General features: G+C 65.4%; 15 protein-coding genes. 11 read left to right on the top strand and 4 right to left on the bottom strand.

The features are described 5' to 3' along the window. Window positions 1–97 precede the first annotated feature (97 nt). The 5 genes from purH to U1H99_RS18450 all read left to right on the top strand — a co-directional run bounded on the left by purH (window position 98) and on the right by U1H99_RS18450 (window position 4559). Window positions 98–1669, top strand: coding sequence for a bifunctional phosphoribosylaminoimidazolecarboxamide formyltransferase/IMP cyclohydrolase (gene purH / locus U1H99_RS18470; protein ID WP_323143172.1), 1572 nt, complete (start codon window positions 98–100; stop codon window positions 1667–1669). 199 nt (window positions 1670–1868) lie between these two features. Continuing rightward, window positions 1869–2405, top strand: a complete 537-nt coding sequence (gene ruvC / locus U1H99_RS18465; RefSeq protein WP_323143171.1) for a crossover junction endodeoxyribonuclease RuvC — start codon at window positions 1869–1871, stop codon at window positions 2403–2405. Between the two features lie 27 nt (window positions 2406–2432). Next, a complete protein-coding gene (gene ruvA / locus U1H99_RS18460) occupies window positions 2433–3002 on the top strand; it encodes a Holliday junction branch migration protein RuvA (protein ID WP_323143170.1) in 570 nt (189 codons plus the stop codon). A gap of 14 nt (window positions 3003–3016) precedes the next feature. Further along, on the top strand, window positions 3017–4084 hold the full coding sequence (gene ruvB, locus U1H99_RS18455) for a Holliday junction branch migration DNA helicase RuvB (RefSeq protein WP_323143169.1): 1068 nt from the start codon (window positions 3017–3019) through the stop codon (window positions 4082–4084). 13 nt (window positions 4085–4097) lie between these two features. Then, entirely contained in the window at window positions 4098–4559 is a 462-nt protein-coding gene (locus tag U1H99_RS18450; RefSeq protein WP_323143168.1) for a YaiI/YqxD family protein, read from the top strand. Window positions 4560–4565: 6 nt separating this feature from the next. Here U1H99_RS18450 and U1H99_RS18445 read toward each other — a convergent pair whose 3' ends face one another. Continuing rightward, the gene (locus U1H99_RS18445; protein WP_323143167.1) at window positions 4566–4988 is read right to left on the bottom strand and encodes a hypothetical protein; all 423 of its coding nucleotides are present in this window, start codon (window positions 4986–4988) and stop codon (window positions 4566–4568) included. A gap of 296 nt (window positions 4989–5284) precedes the next feature. Between U1H99_RS18445 and U1H99_RS18440 the strand changes: the two genes are divergently transcribed. From U1H99_RS18440 to U1H99_RS18430, 3 genes are read left to right on the top strand one after another with little or no spacing between them, the layout of a single operon-like run. Continuing rightward, window positions 5285–8107 carry a type VI secretion system Vgr family protein gene (locus tag U1H99_RS18440; RefSeq protein ID WP_323143166.1) on the top strand — a complete coding sequence of 941 codons (2823 nt, stop codon included), beginning with the start codon at window positions 5285–5287 and terminating at the stop codon, window positions 8105–8107. Between the two features lie 9 nt (window positions 8108–8116). Continuing rightward, window positions 8117–9733 (top strand): hypothetical protein, encoded by a 1617-nt coding sequence (locus tag U1H99_RS18435; protein ID WP_323143165.1) that lies wholly within the window; start codon window positions 8117–8119, stop codon window positions 9731–9733. A 5-nt stretch (window positions 9734–9738) separates the two neighbouring features. Continuing rightward, a complete protein-coding gene (locus U1H99_RS18430; RefSeq protein ID WP_323143164.1) occupies window positions 9739–10857 on the top strand; it encodes a hypothetical protein in 1119 nt (372 codons plus the stop codon). Here U1H99_RS18430 and U1H99_RS18425 read toward each other — a convergent pair. Both U1H99_RS18425 and U1H99_RS18420 read right to left on the bottom strand, forming a co-directional pair. Next, the gene (locus U1H99_RS18425) at window positions 10854–11651 is read right to left on the bottom strand and encodes a DUF4349 domain-containing protein (RefSeq protein WP_323143163.1); all 798 of its coding nucleotides are present in this window, start codon (window positions 11649–11651) and stop codon (window positions 10854–10856) included. The two genes, U1H99_RS18430 and U1H99_RS18425, sit on opposite strands and share 4 nt — an antisense overlap. A 24-nt stretch (window positions 11652–11675) precedes the next feature. Next, window positions 11676–12122: a DUF2147 domain-containing protein gene (locus tag U1H99_RS18420; RefSeq protein WP_323143162.1), complete on the bottom strand. Its 447-nt coding sequence runs from the start codon at window positions 12120–12122 to the stop codon at window positions 11676–11678. Window positions 12123–12288: 166 nt separating this feature from the next. Here U1H99_RS18420 and U1H99_RS18415 point away from each other — a divergent pair, with 166 nt between their 5' ends. The 3 genes from U1H99_RS18415 to U1H99_RS18405 are packed head-to-tail and all read left to right on the top strand — an operon-like array spanning window position 12289 to window position 15851. Continuing rightward, complete coding sequence (locus U1H99_RS18415; protein WP_323143161.1) at window positions 12289–14106, top strand: CIA30 family protein; 1818 nt, start codon at window positions 12289–12291, stop codon at window positions 14104–14106. A gap of 21 nt (window positions 14107–14127) precedes the next feature. Further along, a complete protein-coding gene (locus U1H99_RS18410; RefSeq protein WP_323143160.1) occupies window positions 14128–15249 on the top strand; it encodes a sensor histidine kinase in 1122 nt (373 codons plus the stop codon). Further along, window positions 15246–15851 carry a response regulator transcription factor gene (locus tag U1H99_RS18405; protein WP_323143159.1) on the top strand — a complete coding sequence of 202 codons (606 nt, stop codon included), beginning with the start codon at window positions 15246–15248 and terminating at the stop codon, window positions 15849–15851. Before U1H99_RS18410 ends, U1H99_RS18405 begins: the two co-directional genes overlap by 4 nt. Before the next feature lie 112 nt (window positions 15852–15963). Here the strand turns inward: U1H99_RS18405 and U1H99_RS18400 are convergent, their stop codons facing one another. After that, on the bottom strand, window positions 15964–17445 hold the full coding sequence (locus tag U1H99_RS18400) for an alpha/beta hydrolase family protein (protein ID WP_323143158.1): 1482 nt from the start codon (window positions 17443–17445) through the stop codon (window positions 15964–15966). Window positions 17446–17602: the final 157 nt, after the last annotated feature.

The raw sequence follows: 17602 nt of genomic DNA, 5'->3' as shown, positions 1-17602 counted from the left end.
CGGGGCGGTGCAGTTGATGAAACCTGCCGCGTCGGCCGTGGTCCGATGTACGGAGCAACAACAGCACCGCACCATCTTTCATCAACAGGCCTTCCCCATGATCAAACAAGCCCTCATTTCCGTTTCAGACAAAACCGGCGTGCTCGATTTCGCGCGCGCACTGTCCGCGCTCGGCGTGAACATCCTGTCCACCGGCGGCACTGCCAAGCTGCTGCAGGACAATGGCGTCGCCGTGACCGAAGTTGCCGACTACACCGGTTTCCCGGAAATGCTCGATGGCCGCGTGAAAACGCTGCACCCGAAGGTGCACGGCGGCATCCTGGCCCGTCGCGATTTTCCAGAACACGTCGCCAAGCTGGAAGAGCACGGCATTCCGCAGATCGACATGGTGGTGGTCAACCTGTACCCCTTCCAGCAGACTGTGGCCAAAGAACAGTGCTCCCTGGAAGAAGCTATCGAGAACATCGACATCGGCGGCCCGACCATGCTGCGCTCGGCAGCCAAGAACCACCGCGACGTGGTCGTCGTCGTCGATCCGGCCGATTACGACGTCATCCTGGCTGAAATGAAAGCGGGCGACGTCGGCTACGACACCAAGTTCCGCCTGGCCAAGAAAGTGTTCGCCCATACCGCCCAGTACGACAGCGCGATCACCAACTACCTGACCAGCCTGGGCGAAGACAAGCAGCACACCACCCGCGCCGCCTACCCGCAGACGCTGAACCTGCACTTCGAAAAAGTCCAGGACATGCGCTACGGCGAAAACCCGCACCAGAGCGCCGCCTTCTACCGCGATCTGGCCCCTAGTGACGGCAGCCTGGCCAACTACCGCCAGCTGCAGGGCAAGGAACTGTCGTACAACAACATCGCCGACGCCGATGCGGCCTGGGAATGCGTGAAGTCGCTCGGCGGCTTCGAGCAGCCGGCCGGCTGCGTGATCATCAAGCACGCCAACCCGTGCGGCGTGGCGATCGGCGCCGATGCGCTGGACGCCTACCAGCGCGCCCTCAAGACCGACCCGACCTCGGCCTTCGGCGGCATCATCGCCTTCAACGTGCCGGTCGACGGCCGTGCGGCGGAAGCGATCGCCAAGCTGTTCGTGGAAGTGATCATCGCGCCGGTGTTCACGCCGGAAGCGCTGCAGATCCTGGCGGCCAAGCAGAACGTGCGCCTGCTCGAGATCGCCCTGGGTAACGGCCAGAACACCTTCGACGTCAAGCGCGTCGGCGGCGGCCTGCTGGTGCAATCGCCGGATGCGCGCGACGTCGGCCTGGCCGACCTGCGCGTGGTCAGCAAGCTGCAGCCGACCCCGCAGCAGCTGCAGGACCTGCTGTTCGCCTGGCGCGTGGCCAAGTACGTCAAGTCGAACGCGATCGTGTTCTGCGCCGGCGGCATGACCCTCGGCGTCGGCGCCGGCCAGATGAGCCGCATCGATTCCGCCCGCATCGCCTCGATCAAGGCGCAGAACGCCGGCCTGTCGCTGAGCGGTTCGGCAGTGGCGTCGGACGCCTTCTTCCCGTTCCGTGACGGCCTGGACGTGGTGGTCGACGCCGGCGCGACCTGCGTGATCCACCCGGGCGGCTCGATGCGCGACCAGGAAGTGATCGACGCGGCGGACGAGCGTGGCGTGGTCATGCTGTACACTGGCACCCGTCACTTCCGTCATTAAGACTGGGTAGGGTGGACGGCTCTGCCGTCCACGCGTTCAAGCGTCCTCCGATTTGTTGCGGATGAATGCGAGCGGTACGTATCACCGCGTGGACGGGGAACCCGTCCACCCTACGGTTGTGGTGACAAAGTCGCCACGACCTGTGTTTTTGCACAGTATTTTTTCCCACGAAACACCCTGGCCGGTATAACATTCGAAGATGATTATTCTCGGCATCGACCCGGCCCTGCGCACCACAGGGTTCGGGGTTATTGAAAAGCAGGGCAGCCGGCTGCGCTACATCGCGTCCGGCACCATCAAGACCGGCAGCGAAACCGCCTTGCCGCCGCGCCTGAAGGTGATCCTCGCCAGCATCGGCGAAGTCATCGCCACTTACCGGCCGGCGTGCGCCGCCATCGAAAAAGTCTTCGTCAACGTCAATCCGCAATCCACGCTGTTGCTGGGCCAGGCGCGCGGGGCGGCGATTACCGCGCTGGTCGGCGCCGACCTCGACGTCGCCGAGTTCACGCCGACCCAGATCAAGCAGGCCGTCGTCGGCACCGGCAAGGCCACCAAGGCACAGGTGCAGGACATGGTCGCGCGCCTGCTCAAGCTGCCCGGCCTGCCCGGCAGCGATGCCGCCGACGCGCTGGCGGTGGCGATCTGCCATGCGCACAGCCATGATGCACTGTCGCTGATCGGTTCGCTGTCGCCGGGCGCGTCAAGCCTGCACATGAAGAACGGCCGCCTGGTCTAACCTGTCCCCAATATTGAAAGGTCACCGATGATCGGTCGTCTGTCTGGAATTCTGCTGGAAAAAAATCCGCCGCAAGTGCTGGTCGATTGCCAGGGCGTCGGCTACGAAGTCGACGTGCCGATGAGCACCTTCTACAACCTGCCGCACACCGGCGAGAAAGTGGTCCTGCACATCCATTACGTGGTGCGCGAGGATGCCCATCTGCTGTTCGGCTTCGGCACCGCCAGCGACCGCGCCGTGTTCCGTCAATTGATCAAGATCACCGGCATCGGTGCGCGCATGGCGCTGTCGATCCTGTCCGGCATGACGGTGGCGGAATTGTCGCAGGCGGTCACGCTGCAGGAAGCCGGCCGCCTGGTGAAAGTGCCCGGCATCGGCAAGAAGACCGCCGAACGCCTGCTGCTGGAACTGAAGGGCAAGCTGGGTGCCGACATCGGTGTGGTGGCGCGTGACGACGCCCAGGCGGACGTGATGAACGCGCTGCTGGCACTGGGGTATTCTGACAAGGAAGCGCTGGCTGCGCTCAAGACCATGCCGGCCGGCACCAGCGTGTCCGACGGCATCAAGCTGGCGCTGAAGGCCTTGTCGAAAGCGTAAACTAGAGAGCAACAATGAGCATCCAGACCGACAACTTCACCGAGCAGCGCATCATCGATGCGGAACCGGCCTCGCCCAACGAGGAGGCGATCGAGCGCGCCTTGCGCCCGAAGCACCTGGACGAATACGTCGGCCAATCCAAGATCCGCGACCAGCTCGAAATCTTCATCCACGCCGCCCGCAAGCGGCGCGAAGCGCTGGATCACACGCTGCTGTTCGGTCCGCCGGGCCTGGGTAAAACCACGCTGGCTCACATCATCGCGCGCGAGATGGGCGTCAACCTGCGCCAGACCTCGGGCCCGGTGCTCGAGCGCCCGGGCGACCTGGCGGCGCTGCTGACCAACCTGGAAGCCAACGACGTCCTGTTCATCGACGAGATCCACCGCTTGTCGCCGGTGGTCGAGGAGATCCTGTATCCGGCGCTGGAAGACTACCAGATCGACATCATGATCGGCGAAGGCCCGGCCGCGCGCTCGGTCAAGCTCGACCTGCAGCCCTTTACCCTGGTCGGCGCCACCACCCGCGCCGGCATGCTGACCAACCCGCTACGCGACCGTTTCGGCATCGTCGCCCGCCTCGAGTTCTACAACGTCGAAGAGCTGACCAAGATCGTCAGCCGCAGCGCCGCTCTCCTGGCGGCCCCGATCAACGAGGAGGGTGCCTGCGAAGTCGCCAAGCGCGCCCGCGGCACACCGCGTATCGCCAACCGCCTGCTGCGCCGCGTGCGCGACTATGCGGAAGTGAAGGGCAACGGCGAGATCACCAAGGACATGGCCGACCGCGCGCTGAAGATGCTCGACGTCGACACGGTCGGCTTCGACGTGATGGACCGCAAGCTGCTGGAAGCGGTACTGTTCAAGTTTGCCGGCGGCCCGGTCGGCATCGGCAACCTGGCGGCGGCGATCGGCGAAGCGGCCGACACCATCGAAGACGTGCTCGAGCCCTACCTGATCCAGCAGGGCTACCTGCAGCGTACCCCGCGCGGGCGCATCGCCACGCCGCTGGCGTATAAGCACTTCGGCGTGTCCGCGCCGCGCATCAGCCCCACGGGTGACCTGTGGGACAACCTGCCCACCTCATGATGTCTGTGCGCTGATGGAGATCTGGGTCGACGCCGACGCCTGCCCGGGGGTGATCAAGGAAATTCTGTTCCGGGTGGCCGATCGCCTGCAATTGCAGGTGACCCTGGTCGCCAACCAGCTGATCCGGGTGCCTGGCTCGCGCTTCATCCGCGCGCTGCAGGTACCGAGCGGCCCGGACGTGGCCGATACCGAAATCGTGGAGCGCCTGGCGCCGGGCGACCTGGTCGTCACCGGCGATATCCCGCTGGCGGCGCGGGTGCTGGAGAAGGGCGGATTTGCATTGAATCCGCGCGGCGAGTTTTACACCAAAGACAATATCGCCCAACAGCTGACGATGCGTGCCTTCATGGAAGAGTTGAGGAGCGGCGGCGTCGACACCGGCGGCCCGCCCGCCTTCAGCCAGGCCGACCGCCAGCAATTCGCGAATGCGCTCGACCGCCATCTTGCGCGCCACTTTCCGCGCAAGCCTCGATAAGGACGCTCAGTCGGCTGCCGGCACCGGCATCAGGATGGCCGACGGTTCCTGGCGTTCGCGTTCATGCTCGCGCATCGGGCGCTGGCGCGGGTCCAGCGTCGGCATGATCACGAAGTGCAGCAGCAGGACGATGGTGAATACCAGCAGGGCGCCGCTGCCCCAGAGCAAAGGCGCGTCGCCACGCGTGGCGATCGTGGCCAGCGCAGCGATCGCCGGCACCATCAGAAGGGCGGCGCCCACCATGCGTGCCTGGCCGCCACGGCGCATCTTCCTGCCGGCCGCACCCACATAAAAGAAAGTCGAGGCGACCATGACGATGCCGAGGATACCGGCCATGACGGTCCCGAGCGGCACGTCACTGGCCATCGGCATCAGCATCGGCGGTACGACCAGCACCAAGCCACCAGCGAGCAGTGAAAGCAAACGCATGCCACCACTCATGGCTGCCCCCGGCGCGCAAAATGAAGGGAAACGGAAGGGTAAGTCATGTTGACGTATGGATATTGAAGATTGGTATTGTAGATTATCATGGATGCAATATGACGGGCGTCTGTTTTGTTGACTGTTACATCTACTGTTGTAAGTCCGCTCCAGTCCAGTCAGGCGATTGATTGTGAAAAGGAAATTTCCTTAAAGTATTGAGATCGCGCATTCCGGGGAGTGGGGTCCCTTCATAAGATCGGCTTTTGCGATCGTGAAGGAGCCTGTGCCATGGCGGTTACCCGATGAATGTCCCGCTCGACATCGCCGCGCTGTCCGGCGCCGGCCTGAGCCAGCATGCGCGCCTGCTCACCCTGGCCAGTGCCCACGACAGCGGCGTGCCCGAATCGCTGGCCGTCGAAGCGATCCACGGCTTCGAGGCCATCAACGCCCTGTTCAGCTTCGACGTCGACGCCCTGAGCACCTCGGCCGATCTCGACCTGGCGCAATTCCTCGGCGAAGAACTCACGATCGGCCTGCTGCAGCCGGACGGCAGCCGGCGCGCCTGGCACGGCATCTGCACCGGCGCAGGCTGGCTGGGCGCGGATGGCGGCGTGGCGCGCTACCGCCTGCGCCTGGAACCGGCCCTGTGTCTGCTGGCGCTGCGCCGCGACAGCTATATCTTCCAGGAACAGGATGCGCGCGCCGTCGTCACCGAACTGCTGCGCGATTATCCGCAGGTCCGCTTCGATTTCGACCTCACCCAGCCGCTGGCGGTGCGCCCGGTGTGCACGCAGTACCGCGAAAGCGATCTCGCCTTTTTCACGCGACTGCTGGCGTCGGAAGGCCTGAGCTGGCGCTTCGAGCACGAACAGGCGCTGGACGCGGAGCTCGATGACCACGGCCAGGCGCGCCATCGCCTCATCGTCTTCGACAGCCGCGCCGCGCTCCCGCCTACGCCGGGCGGCGACGTGCTGCGCTTTCACGGCGTGCGCGCCACCGAGCGCGACGACACCATCGACGGCTTCGGTGCGCGGCGCCGGCTCGCCGCCAATGCCGCTGGTATCAGCAGCTGGGATCCGGCGCAACTGCTGGCGCCCGCCGCCGAACGGCAATCCTGCCTGGATGCGGGCGCGCTGCCGTCGATGCCGGTCTACGACGGCAGCGGCGAACGCGTGGTCGCCGGCCGCGAGGCCGCCGACCTGCACGGCCGCCTGATGCTGCAGGCGCTGGAGCTGGACAACAAGGATTTCGAAGGCGCCGGTGCGGTGCGCCGCCTGGCGGCCGGCTGTACCTTCCAGCTGACCCAGCACGCGCGCTACCCGGCCGGCGACAACGCGTTCACGGTGCTGTGGGTCGAGCACGAGGCGCGCAACAACTTCCGCACCGGCATCCGGCGCGCCGCGCAGGACGGTATCGACGACGGGACTTACCGCAACCGCTTTGCCTGCGTGCGCGACACCGTCCCGATCGTGCCCGCCGGCGCCGCGGCGCCACGTCCCCGCACTGCACCCGGCCCCCAGACCGCGCTGGTGGTCGGCCTGGCGCAGGGCATTGCCACCAGCACCCGCGACCACCAGGTGCGCATCCAGTTTCCATGGCAGCGCGGCGCCGCGCCGAACCCGGGCGGCATGCCCCACGACACCGATGCCCGCGGCAACGCCCCCGGCAACGAGACGGCCGGCACCTGGGTGCGCGTGGCCGAAGCGCTGGCCGGACCCAACTGGGGCACGCTGTTCACGCCGCGCATCGGCACCGAAGTGCTGGTCGATTTCATCGAAGGCGACATCGACCGGCCGGTGATCGTGGCGCAGCTCTACAACGGCACCGACACGCCGCCGTTCGCCGCCGGCGTCGACGCCGATGCCGGGCACGCGGGCGTCCTGTCCGGTATCCACACGCACAACTTCGACGGCAGCGGCTTCAATCAATGGCAGCTGGACGACACCCCGGGCCAGCTGCGCACCCGGCTGGCGACCTGCAGCGCCGCCAGCCAGCTGAACCTCGGCTACCTGGTCGATCAGCCACCCGGATCCGCCGTGCGCGGCGCCTACCGCGGCAGCGGCTTCGAACTGCGCACCGACGCCTGGGCCGTGGTGCGCGGCGCCGAAGGCGTGCTGCTGTCGACCAGCCGCCGCCCGGCGCTCGGCAGCGGCATCACCTCGACCCAGATGGAGGTGGCCGAAGCGCTATCGATGTTCAAGGGCGCGCATGCGCTCGGCCAGGCACTGGCCGGCGCCGCGGCCCAGCAGGGGGCGCTCTACAGCAGCGCCGCGGCCGAGGCCCAGCGCGCCTTCATCGCCCAGCTCGATCCGCAGCAGCAGGGCAAGTACACGGGCGCCGTCAACGGCCAGCCGGCCCTGAAACCGCAGCCCGGAACGCGCACGCCGGACGCCTGCCAGCCGGTGGAAAAATTCGGCGCCGCCGTCGTGCTGATGGAATCGGCGGCCGCCATCAACTGGGCCACGCCGGCGTCCACGGTGCTGTACGCGGGCCGGCAGCTGCACTGGACCACGCAGTCGGACCTGCACATCGCGGCGGCGCACACGGTGTCGTCGGTGGCCGGGCAGGCGGCCAGTTTTTTCACCCACGCCGGCGGCATCCAGGCGATTGCCGCCAACGGACCGGTGTCGTTGCAGGCGCATACCGATCAGCTGGAGATCCTGGCGGACAAGGAAGTGGTGGTGATCTCGGTCAACGACGGGATCGAGATCAAGGCGAGCAAGAAGATCGTGCTGCAGGCGGGGCAGTCGGCGGTGACGCTGGAAGGTGGGGACATCACGTTTGCCTGCCCGGGGACATTCAGTGTGAAGGGTGGGCAGCATGTGTTCGACGGCGGTGCGAGCCAGACCGCCAATATCCCGAATCTGCCAGGCGGGCTTGCGCAAGAGGCGCAGCACTGGATCGCGCTGCACTATCTGGACCCCGAGACGAACGAAGGCATTGCCGGCGCTGACTACGAGATCCACTTTGCGGGCGGTCCGATGCTGACCGGGACCCTGGACCAGGACGGCAAGGCGCGCCATGAAAACGTGCTGGACAAGCCCGTCAAGAAAATCGTGTACAAGCCGCGCAAGCCGGCGTCGCCGGCGTTGGCGCCCAGGCTCGAAGAGATTCTCAAGGGATAGGGGGCCGGCATGAGCGACGTAGCGACGACGCCGATGCGCGACGCCCTGGCCTGGGCGACGAACGACACCAGCAAGGCCAAGGAACCGAGTACCAATCCTTTCGTGTGGCTGTGGGAAGCGATTGAAGGCGACTTCAACGACGAGCGCTCGACGGCGCAGATCCTCTTCGATGCCGCAGTATCGATGATTCCTTTGGTGGACCAGTTATGCGATATGCGCGACCTGGTTGCCAACGTCAGGAAGCTGTCGCGCGACGCACACGACATGTGGAACTGGGTCGCGCTCGTGCTTACCCTGATTGGTCTGTTTCCGACCCTGGGTTCACTGGTCAAAGGTGTACTCAAGATTTTCTTTGCCTTCATTCGGCACCATGGCGGCACGGCTGCGGCCAAAGCCGTCGATGCGGGGATGACATGGGTAATTACCTTTTTGCGGCGCAGGGATGTGCAGCGCTATATCAGCCTGAGCAAGATTGACGAGATCTTCAAATGGTTGGCGACCGAAATCCGGGCCATGCGCGCCAAGGTGAATGTCAGGGAGCTCATGCGTGCTTTCGACCGGGGGATCGATGTCCTTCAGGGGCTGGTGGGCAAGGTCGAAATCATACCGGTGGTCGGCAAGAAGGCGACTGCCACGCTGGAAGACGTCAGGCGTATCCGCATGATGGCAAACGAGCACTTCGCGGGTGCGATCAGGCCGGTTCAGGATCTGCTGGATAGCATCGTGTTGCGGCTGGAAAAGGAGGCGCTGGCCAAACAGAAAGGCATTGTCGACGTCGCGAACATTCACTTTCGTGGCAACTTGCCTGAGGCGGCTGCGGTGGCTTTGATGAGGAAATATTCACCTAGATGGCTAAGCAAAAATGGAGACGAATTTCTTTATAGCGTGAAGGCCGACGACTTTCGCACAATAGTTAGAAATGTCAGTGCCAAGACTGATCCCCATGGTCGGCTGATACCGGAAAAAGACCGGTTTCCCTATCTTTCCGACCAGAGTGTCGAGTCCTTCCATACGCTTGCACAACACGTAATCCGAGGGCCTGCTCGCCTGTATCGGGTGCTCGGCCCATCCAGCCGTGCCATGAGCGATTGCTGGGTCACGGAAGCCGTCTTCAAAAAGCTGCAAAGCGCTCCGGACCCGAAAGCCGCATGGCGTGAACATTTGGCGGTGTGGCCAGATTGGAACCCGGACGGGCAGTTCGTCATCTACGACATCAAGGCCGGCGAAACCCTGAATGTGTGGTGCGGAAAGGCAGCAAGCCAGAGGAAAGCTGGTCTACCCGATCATTTCTTACGAGGAGGAGAGGAACAGATCGTCTTCAATATCGAGCGCACCGATGTGCGTAACGATACGGTTCTGTACTACAAAAACACATCCGGAAAGCCACTGTCACAGGTAAAACCAATGACGCAAGAGCAGGTGAATGCTCTCAAGCAGAACATGACAGCCGCACAAAGGAAAGCATTCGACGATTCTCATCTGTGCTTGCGTCAAAAAATCAATCACCCGAATATCAGCGGTCCGTTCGAAACCGGATGGGGATATACCGAGTTCGATGGCGTGCTTCGAGCGGCAAAAATTGGATTACCCGAACTTCCGGGTCAACTCACCACAGTCAACAGGTAAATCACATGGATTCTGATGGCCTCAACAGCAAGCTTGCACTCAGCCCTTGGCAACAAAAGCAGGCAGCAATGCTCACCTATTTCTCGTCGCTGGAATACCTGATCAGCTTGCATACGCTTGTGACCCGTTTAATCGACGGGAACATTGATCCAGTTCTGGACCAGGCGAAATCGCAGGGTCGAGATGCCGTGCTGGTTGACGAGCGCTGGGGAACGCGCGATACCTCACAAAATTGGTCCAACAATGGATGGCCTTACTTGAAGGGCCTGCAGGATTTGCTTGCCAAACAAATAGCCGAACGGCCGCTTGGAAAATATGCCATGGCGCCGGTCAACGAATCTTTTCGCGGCATGGATCAGTTTTCCCTGGGATGGATGACGCCGGACGAGGAAGACGCCTTCGATGAAGAAAGGCAGAAAATCAGCGATTGGGCATCGCCCATCAATTACACGATGGCTGACCGGATGTCGAAGGCGTGGAACGACTTTTATTTTGCGTGTCATTATCCTGCATTTGCTTCCCGCTTTGACCGGATCCCCAGGTTCCGCATTCGCACCGATATTGCTTACCCGACGGGCGTCATCCCTAAACAAACCGGTATCTATATAGCGAAAGACGATCCTCATGCCGCCCTGCAGTTCGCATGGTGCGGCAAACACGGACGCGAGTTGCGCCAGGCGACCACGTTTAACGAATTGGGCCTGGACGCCTTCGCCGCAGTCGGCCGCCAGGATCTGTGGTTCAGCGACGAAAAGATGTTCAAGTTCACGACATCACCTCCTTACGCCAAACTCTTCCATGAAGACGTCATCTGGAAAGACGGCCCGCATCCCAATCTTGCGCCGTCAGCCGTCGCCAGAAGAGCATTCACTAAGCATGATTCGGAGTGGTACCTGCTTGAACGCATTGAAGGCGAATTCGACAGCTTGGCCGATCTCGAGACTTCGGAGACCGTGAAGGTGAGCCCACGCATCACTGGTGGAGAAAAATGTGTAGAGCCGGGATTCTACTTCTCGCCGTCTCGACCGGGCTCGCGCCGCTACCTTGCCAAGGACGAGCTCGCACCGACCTTCGATACCGAATATGGCCAAACCTTCTGGCAATGGGATGCCGGCCAGACCTAGCCAGCAGAAATTTTTGCACCCCGGCGCCGGCGCCACAACCGGCGCCCGCCCCAGCCCAGCACCGACATCAGCAACAGCCACGGAATCAAGTAAGCCAGCCCCGTGATTGCCGTCGAGATCCCCTCCGCCAGGTGCCCACCGAACTCCCGCAGCGCGCGCCCGATCGGCGCCCAGAACGAGCGGTGCCGCGCCGAGCGGATCGAGACGTCGAGAATCTCGGTCTCGACGCGCTGGGCGAGCAGGGCGCGCTTGCCGGCGGCGGCTTCATAGTTGGCCTGCACCTCGGCCAGCTCGTGGTTCACCTTGATCAGCGCCTCGATATCGTTGCCTGCCCGGCTGCGCAGGGCTTCGAGGCGGGTGCGGTAGTCGTCCAGCATGGCCAGCTGGCGGGCCGCGTCCGCGATCGGGGCCGACAGGTCTTCGGCGCGTGTGGACTGGCGGACCAGCTCGGCGTGTTGGCCCATCGCCGCCACCAGCTTCGGAATGACGTCCGGCCGGGCGCGGAATTTCAGCGTGGCCGCGGCGTTGGGCTCGCCCTCGATGCTCGACGCGAGCAGGGTGCATGCGGCGGCGGTGGCGTCGCGGCAGGCGCGCAAGCCGGCGGCCTGGGTGCTTGCCACCCGGTCCGGCGCGGTATCGATGTCGACCTCGTGCTCATAGGCGAGCTGGCGTGCCGGTCCGGCCGCCTGTTGCGCGACTTGCGCGTTGCCCTGCTCGGCGCCATGCCGCGCCGAGCAGCCGGCCAGCAGCACCAGCAGGCCCGCGCAGACAATGGACAATGGTCGTGGATGCATGCTTGGGCGCGTGTGCCGCTGAGCTTATTCCTGGCGCAGCCACACCTGCGAACGGCCGAACATCGGCATGCCGATGAAGCCGCGCACCTCGACCTTCTTGCCGCCCTCGCGCACGGTCAGCTTGCTCTTGTAGACCTTGCCGTTCTTCGGATCGAGGATCTCGCCGCCGGTGTATTCGTCGCCGGTCTTCTTCAGGCCGGTAACGATGGTCATGCCGACGATCGGCTGGTCCTTGCGCCCGTCCGTGCATTGCACGCATTTCGGGTTCTGGTCTTCGTTCGGTGCGCGGAACAGTTTTTCGATCTTGCCCTGCAGTTCGCCCTGCTGCTCGGTGATGCGGATCAGGGCGGTCGGCTTGCCGGAGGCATCGTCGATGGTCTTCCACAAACCGACCGGCGAGCCGTCCTGCGCCATGGCGAGGGGGGTAGCGGCGATGGCGGCAAGCAGGGACAGGGTGAGCAGGGGGCGCATGGCAGTCTCCGGTTGAGTTATCTGGCCAGTGTAGCAAACTGCTCGACCGTGCGGTCATGTGTTGCCTAGAAGTGACATTTGTCATACGAAAGTCATGGCAGTCGTGTCTGCCGCCGTGGGCCGGGTTTGCGGATACTCCTTCCATCGATAACGACATGAGGGTTCCATGAAACCGACCATCCTGACCACCCTGCTTCTGGCCGCCGGCCTGGCCTGTGCGAGCGCCGCCCATGCGGGCACCACCCTGATCCGCGACGTGCGCGTGTTCGACGGCGCCGTCGCGCGCGAACACCGTTCGGTGCTGGTGCGCGACGGCGCCATCGTCGATGCCGATTATGCCGGCGAGGTACCGGCCGGTGCGCGCGTGGTGTCCGGTGCCGGGCGCACGCTGTTGCCGGGCCTGATCGACGCCCATGTACACGCCTTCCAGCATCTCGACCTGCCCTTGATGTTCGGCGTGACCACGCAGGTCGACATGTTCACAGGCGTGTCGGTGATGCAGGCAGTGACCAGGGACATGGCGGCCGGCCGCAACGGCAGCCGGGCCGACCTGTTCTCGGCCGGCACCCTGATCACCGCGCCGGGCGGCCACGGTACCGAATTCACGCTGCCGATCCCGACGCTGGAGAAGGGCGCCGACGTCCAGGCTTTCGTCGACGCCCGCATTGCCGAAGGCTCGCATTTCATCAAGGTCGTGATGGAGGAGGGCTTCGGCGAGCACCATTTCAAGAGCCTTGACCTGGCCACCGTAAAAGCCGTGATCGACGCGGCCCACAAACGCGGCAAGATGGCGGTCGTGCACATCAGCACCTTGCAGAACGCGCGCGCCGCGCTGGAAGCCGGTGCGGACGGCCTGGCCCACCTGTTCCCGGGCACCGCGATTGCGCCGCAAGACGTGGACGGGCTGGTACGGCTGGCGAAATCGCATGGCGCCTTCGTGATCCCGACTTTCTCGGTGCTGGAAAGCGTGGCCGGCATCAAGCCGCGCGATCTGCTGGACGACCCCGGCGTGACCGGCCTGCTCGACAAGGATGAGCGCACCACGCTCGAAGTCGGTTATGGCCAGACCCCGGCGCCGGCGCGCCTGACGGCGCCCAGGATCGTGACGGCGGCATTGCGCGAGGCCGGCGTCCCGCTTTTGGCGGGCACCGACGCCGGTAATCCCGGTACCCAGTACGGGGCCAGCCTGCACCACGAGCTGGCCAGCCTGGTCGACGCCGGTCTCAGCCCCGCCGAAGCGCTGGCCGCAGCGACCAGCGTGCCGGCCGCCGTGTTCAAGTTGGGCAAGCGCGGGCGCATTGCGGCCGGTTACAAGGCCGACCTGGTACTGGTACAGGGCAATCCGCTGCAGGACATCGGCGCTACCCGTCGCATCGTCGAGGTGTGGAAGGATGGCGCCAGCGTCGAAGCGCTGCGCCAGCAGCAGCGTCGCCAGGTGGCGCAGGAAGCGGTACCCCGCACCTCGCCGGCGCCGGCGCTGCCGCCCGACGGGCGCATCAGCCTGATCAAGGACGGCAGGCTGGCCAGTCCTTTTGGCGTTGGCTGGATGCCGTCGGATGACAGCGTGGCAGGGGGCGCCTCGCGCGTGAAGCTGGCCACGCAGGCAAGCGAAGGACAGGCCGTGGTGACGGTCGAGGCCAGCGTGAAGGCCGGCTTCTTCTATCCGTGGGCCGGCCTGGCCTTCCTGCCGGGCGCGGCGGCGCCCGGCGCCATAGGCGAGGCCGACCTCGGCGCCGTCCGCGCGATTCGCTTCCGCGTGAGGGGAGACGGCAAGACCTATCAGCTGACGATGGCGTCGCGCGGCATGCGCATCCCGCGCACCGTCAACTTCACCGCCGGCACGCAATGGGAAGAGGTGGCGATTCCGTTCAGCGCCTTTGCCGGGGTCGATCCGGCGGCGGTGACCATGATAGGATTTAATGCCGGGCCACAACCCGGCGACTACCGGTTCGAGATCGCCGACGTGCGCTTGCTCGACCGCTGATCCTCACCACAGGCACAATCGATGGAACGACTTGTCAGCATCATGCGGCGCATCTCGGATGGTCCCTGGGTCCCGCCCGAACTGGGCAAGATGCCCTACCTGTGGGCCGCATCGCTGGTATTCATGGTGTGGCAGTATTTTTTCAAGCCGCCCGGCGCGCTGGAACTGGCCATGCTGTTGTTGACCGTGGCGCTGTTCGTGCCGCTCTACCTGGCCAGCTTCTGGGCCAGGGACCACGGCGTCGTCGCCTGCGCACTACTGGCATGCAGCGTCGGTTTCCTGTGGGCGCCCTGGAATTCGGGTGCCGGCACCTTCTTCATCTTCGCCGCCGGCATGTGCGGACGCCTGGCGCCGGCGCGCAGTGCCTACCGGCTGCTGGCGCTGGTCCTGGGACTGGTCACCGTGGCCGCCTTCACGGTGTCGCCGTTCGGCCTGCCCTTCCTGATCGCGCCCTGGACCATCGGCCTGCCGGTCGGCATCGCCTCGATCATGGAGCAGGGACTACGGGTGTCGCGACGCCAGCTGCATCGCAAGCAGGAAGAAGTCGAGCACATGGCGCGGATCGCCGAACGCGAACGCATTTCGCGCGACCTGCACGACCTGCTGGGCCATTCGCTGTCGCTGATCGCGCTGAAGGCCGAACTGGCCGGCAAGCTCGCCGGGCGCGATGCGGAGGCCTGCAGGCGCGAGATCGGCGACATCGAAACCAGCGCGCGCCAGGCGCTGGCCGAGGTGCGCGCCGCCGTCACCGGTTACCGCCACAGCGGCCTGTCCGGCGCACTGGCCGGCGCGCGCGCCAGCCTGGCCACCGCCAACGTCGAATTGCGCGAGGAGGTGGCCCAGTTCGCGCTGGCGCCGGCGGCGGAACACGTGCTGGCGCTGGCGCTGCGCGAAGCCGTCACCAACGTCGTGCGCCACGCCGGCGCCAGCCGCTGCACGCTGGGCCTCGCGCTGGAGCAGGGCAGCGCGGTGCTGCGCGTGGCCGACGATGGCGTGACCCTCGAGTCAGGCGCGGAGATCCGCGTCGGCAATGGCCTGGCCGGCATGCGCGAACGCGCGGCCGCCCTGGGCGGCAAGCTGCTGCTCAGCGTCGACGCCGGCCTGCGCCTCGAGCTGCGCGTACCGGCGGGAGACGCACCATGATCCGCATCGTCATCGCCGAAGACCAGGCCCTGGTGCTGGGTGCGCTCGCCGCGCTGCTCGGGCTGGAAGACGACCTGGAGGTGGTCGGCACCGCCGGCAACGGCAAGGATGCGCTGGCGTTATGCCGTGAGCGGCGGCCGGACATCGTGCTGACCGACGTCGAGATGCCGCAGATGACCGGCCTCGAACTGGCGGCGCAGCTGCGCGAGCTCGGCCTGCCGTGCAAGGTCGTGATCGTGACCACCTTTGCCCGCAGCGGCTACCTGCGGCGCGCGCTCGAGTGCGGGGTATGCGGCTACCTGCTCAAGGATGCGCCGGCCGACACGCTGGCGGCAGCCATCCGCCAGGTCCACGGCGGCGGCAGGGCGATCGCGCCCGAGCTGGCGCTGGAAAGCTGGAGTGCGGGCCCGGACCCGCTATCGGAGCGCGAGCGCCAGGTGCTGCGCCTTGCGGGCGAAGGCAAGACCAGCGCCGAGATCGCGAAGCTGGTGCACCTGTCGGAGGGCACCGTGCGCAACTACCTGTCGGAGGCGATCAGCAAGCTGAACGCCGGGAACCGGGTCGAGGCTTACCGGCTGGCGCGCAACGCGGGCTGGCTGTAAGCCGCCTCCTGCTGCCGCAGCGCGCAACCAGCAGTGCACGACGCGCCCGGTCGGACTAGCCTGAATAGCCACCGCCCTGTGCGCGGTACAGGCTTTCCTGGCGCCTGCCGCGTCAGCGCGTGCATTGCGGCAGCGTGCCCCGGGTCGCGATCACGGCGGCGCTGTCGTCCTGGGAGCGGGTGTTGTCGGTGAACTTGCAGCCGTACTGCGGATCGGCCACCACCGAGGGTGTCAGCACGTCGTCGCCAGCCGGCTTCACGCCCTGCTGTTCCCACTTGATCATCGCGTCGAAGGCGGCCGCCTGCTCGGCGATGGTGAAGTCGCAGTGGCTGATGCCGCGGATCGCGCGCTGTACCAGCATGCTTGAGGTGCCGAGCGCGTCGGCGCGGCGCTTGTAGATCTGCTCCATCTTGAACGGCACGTACAGGTCGCCCAGGGTGTGGATCGTCACCACCGGCACCTTGATCTGGGCGTTGGTCTTGGGCACCCAGCGCAGGCCGTCGCGGCGCAGGCGGTTGGCGTCCGGGGTGGCCTGGACGCGGTAGATCGCCGCGTTGTAGGCCTGTTCCGCGGCGCTCATGGCCGGGTCGGCGTCGAGCTGGAACACGATGTCCTTGGTGGTGACGACGTCCTCGTTCAGGATGCCCAGCATCTTGCCGTCGCGGCCGAAGGTGCTCCACACGGTCGCCTGCAGCGGGCTGGCGTAGGCGTAATCGAACAGCGGACGCGGGCCGCCGCTGAGGTTGGCGACGATCTGCTTCAGGCGCAGGCCCTGTTCGGTCGGTACCGCCGGCGCGGTCGGCGTGCTGCCGCCCGGGAAGCTGGAGAACATTTTCGCCTGCACCTGCGGGCCGACCGTGGTCCAGTCCTGCGCCGGCCAGCTGGTGGCCGGCATGCCGGCTTCCTGCATCGCCGCGGTCTGGTAGGCGGCGAAGTAGTCGTACAGCTCGGTGTCGCCCAGCACGCCGCACATCGGGACGGCGCCGTTGTAGCGGATCTTGTTGTTGGCGGTGGCGATGTTTTCCTCGTCCACGGCGGCCGCCGTGACGTGGCCGCCCATCGATATGCCGATGATGTAGGTCTTGCTCGGCGCCGCCAGCATGCGGCCGTTCTTGCCGGCGATGTCGCGGAAGGCCAGCGCCAGCGCGTTGGTGTCCTCGACGCCGGCGCGCACGTCGTAGTAATTGCGGCTGTAGCTCGACGCGGCCCAGGCATAGCCCTGTTCCAGCAGGTGGCGGCGGATGGCCGGCGGCGATACCGACAGCGCCGCCCCGGTACCGGCGTAGCCGTGGGCATACATGACGAGCATGCCGTTCCAGTTTTTCGGCACCTCGATCTGGTAGCCGGCGTTGTTCAGCACGCCCCACCAGCGGTCGGCGTCAGGCGCGCCGCTCAGGGCGGCGAGGGGGAGGTTGGCTTCGTTCACGGTGTAGACGCGCGCATCCTGCGGCCGTGCCGGCTCCGGCTGTACCTGCACCGGCGGTGGCGGCGTTACCTGTGTCACGGTGTCGTCGTCGCTGCCGCAGGCGCTGAGGGCCAAGGCGGCGAACAAGGGGAGGATGCAGGGGATGAACGTGCGGGGCTGCTTTTTCATTCGAGTCTCCATGATCGTTGTTGTGCGCTACATGTTTCGCACAGCGAAATGAAGAACCGCTGTGTGATTTATTGTAGGTCTAAAACAAGATCAGGAGAGCAAGCACCAAAAAGAATGGCCCGTATGCCGCCGTGTTCAGGGCATACGGGCCAGTGGC

This window comes from Massilia phyllosphaerae, from assembly GCF_034659755.1.
GTDB classification, from domain to species: Bacteria; Pseudomonadota; Gammaproteobacteria; order Burkholderiales; family Burkholderiaceae_D; genus Telluria; species Telluria phyllosphaerae.
The sequence above is the reverse complement of the archived record's forward strand: the minus strand, read 5'-3'. Positions and strand labels throughout refer to the sequence as shown.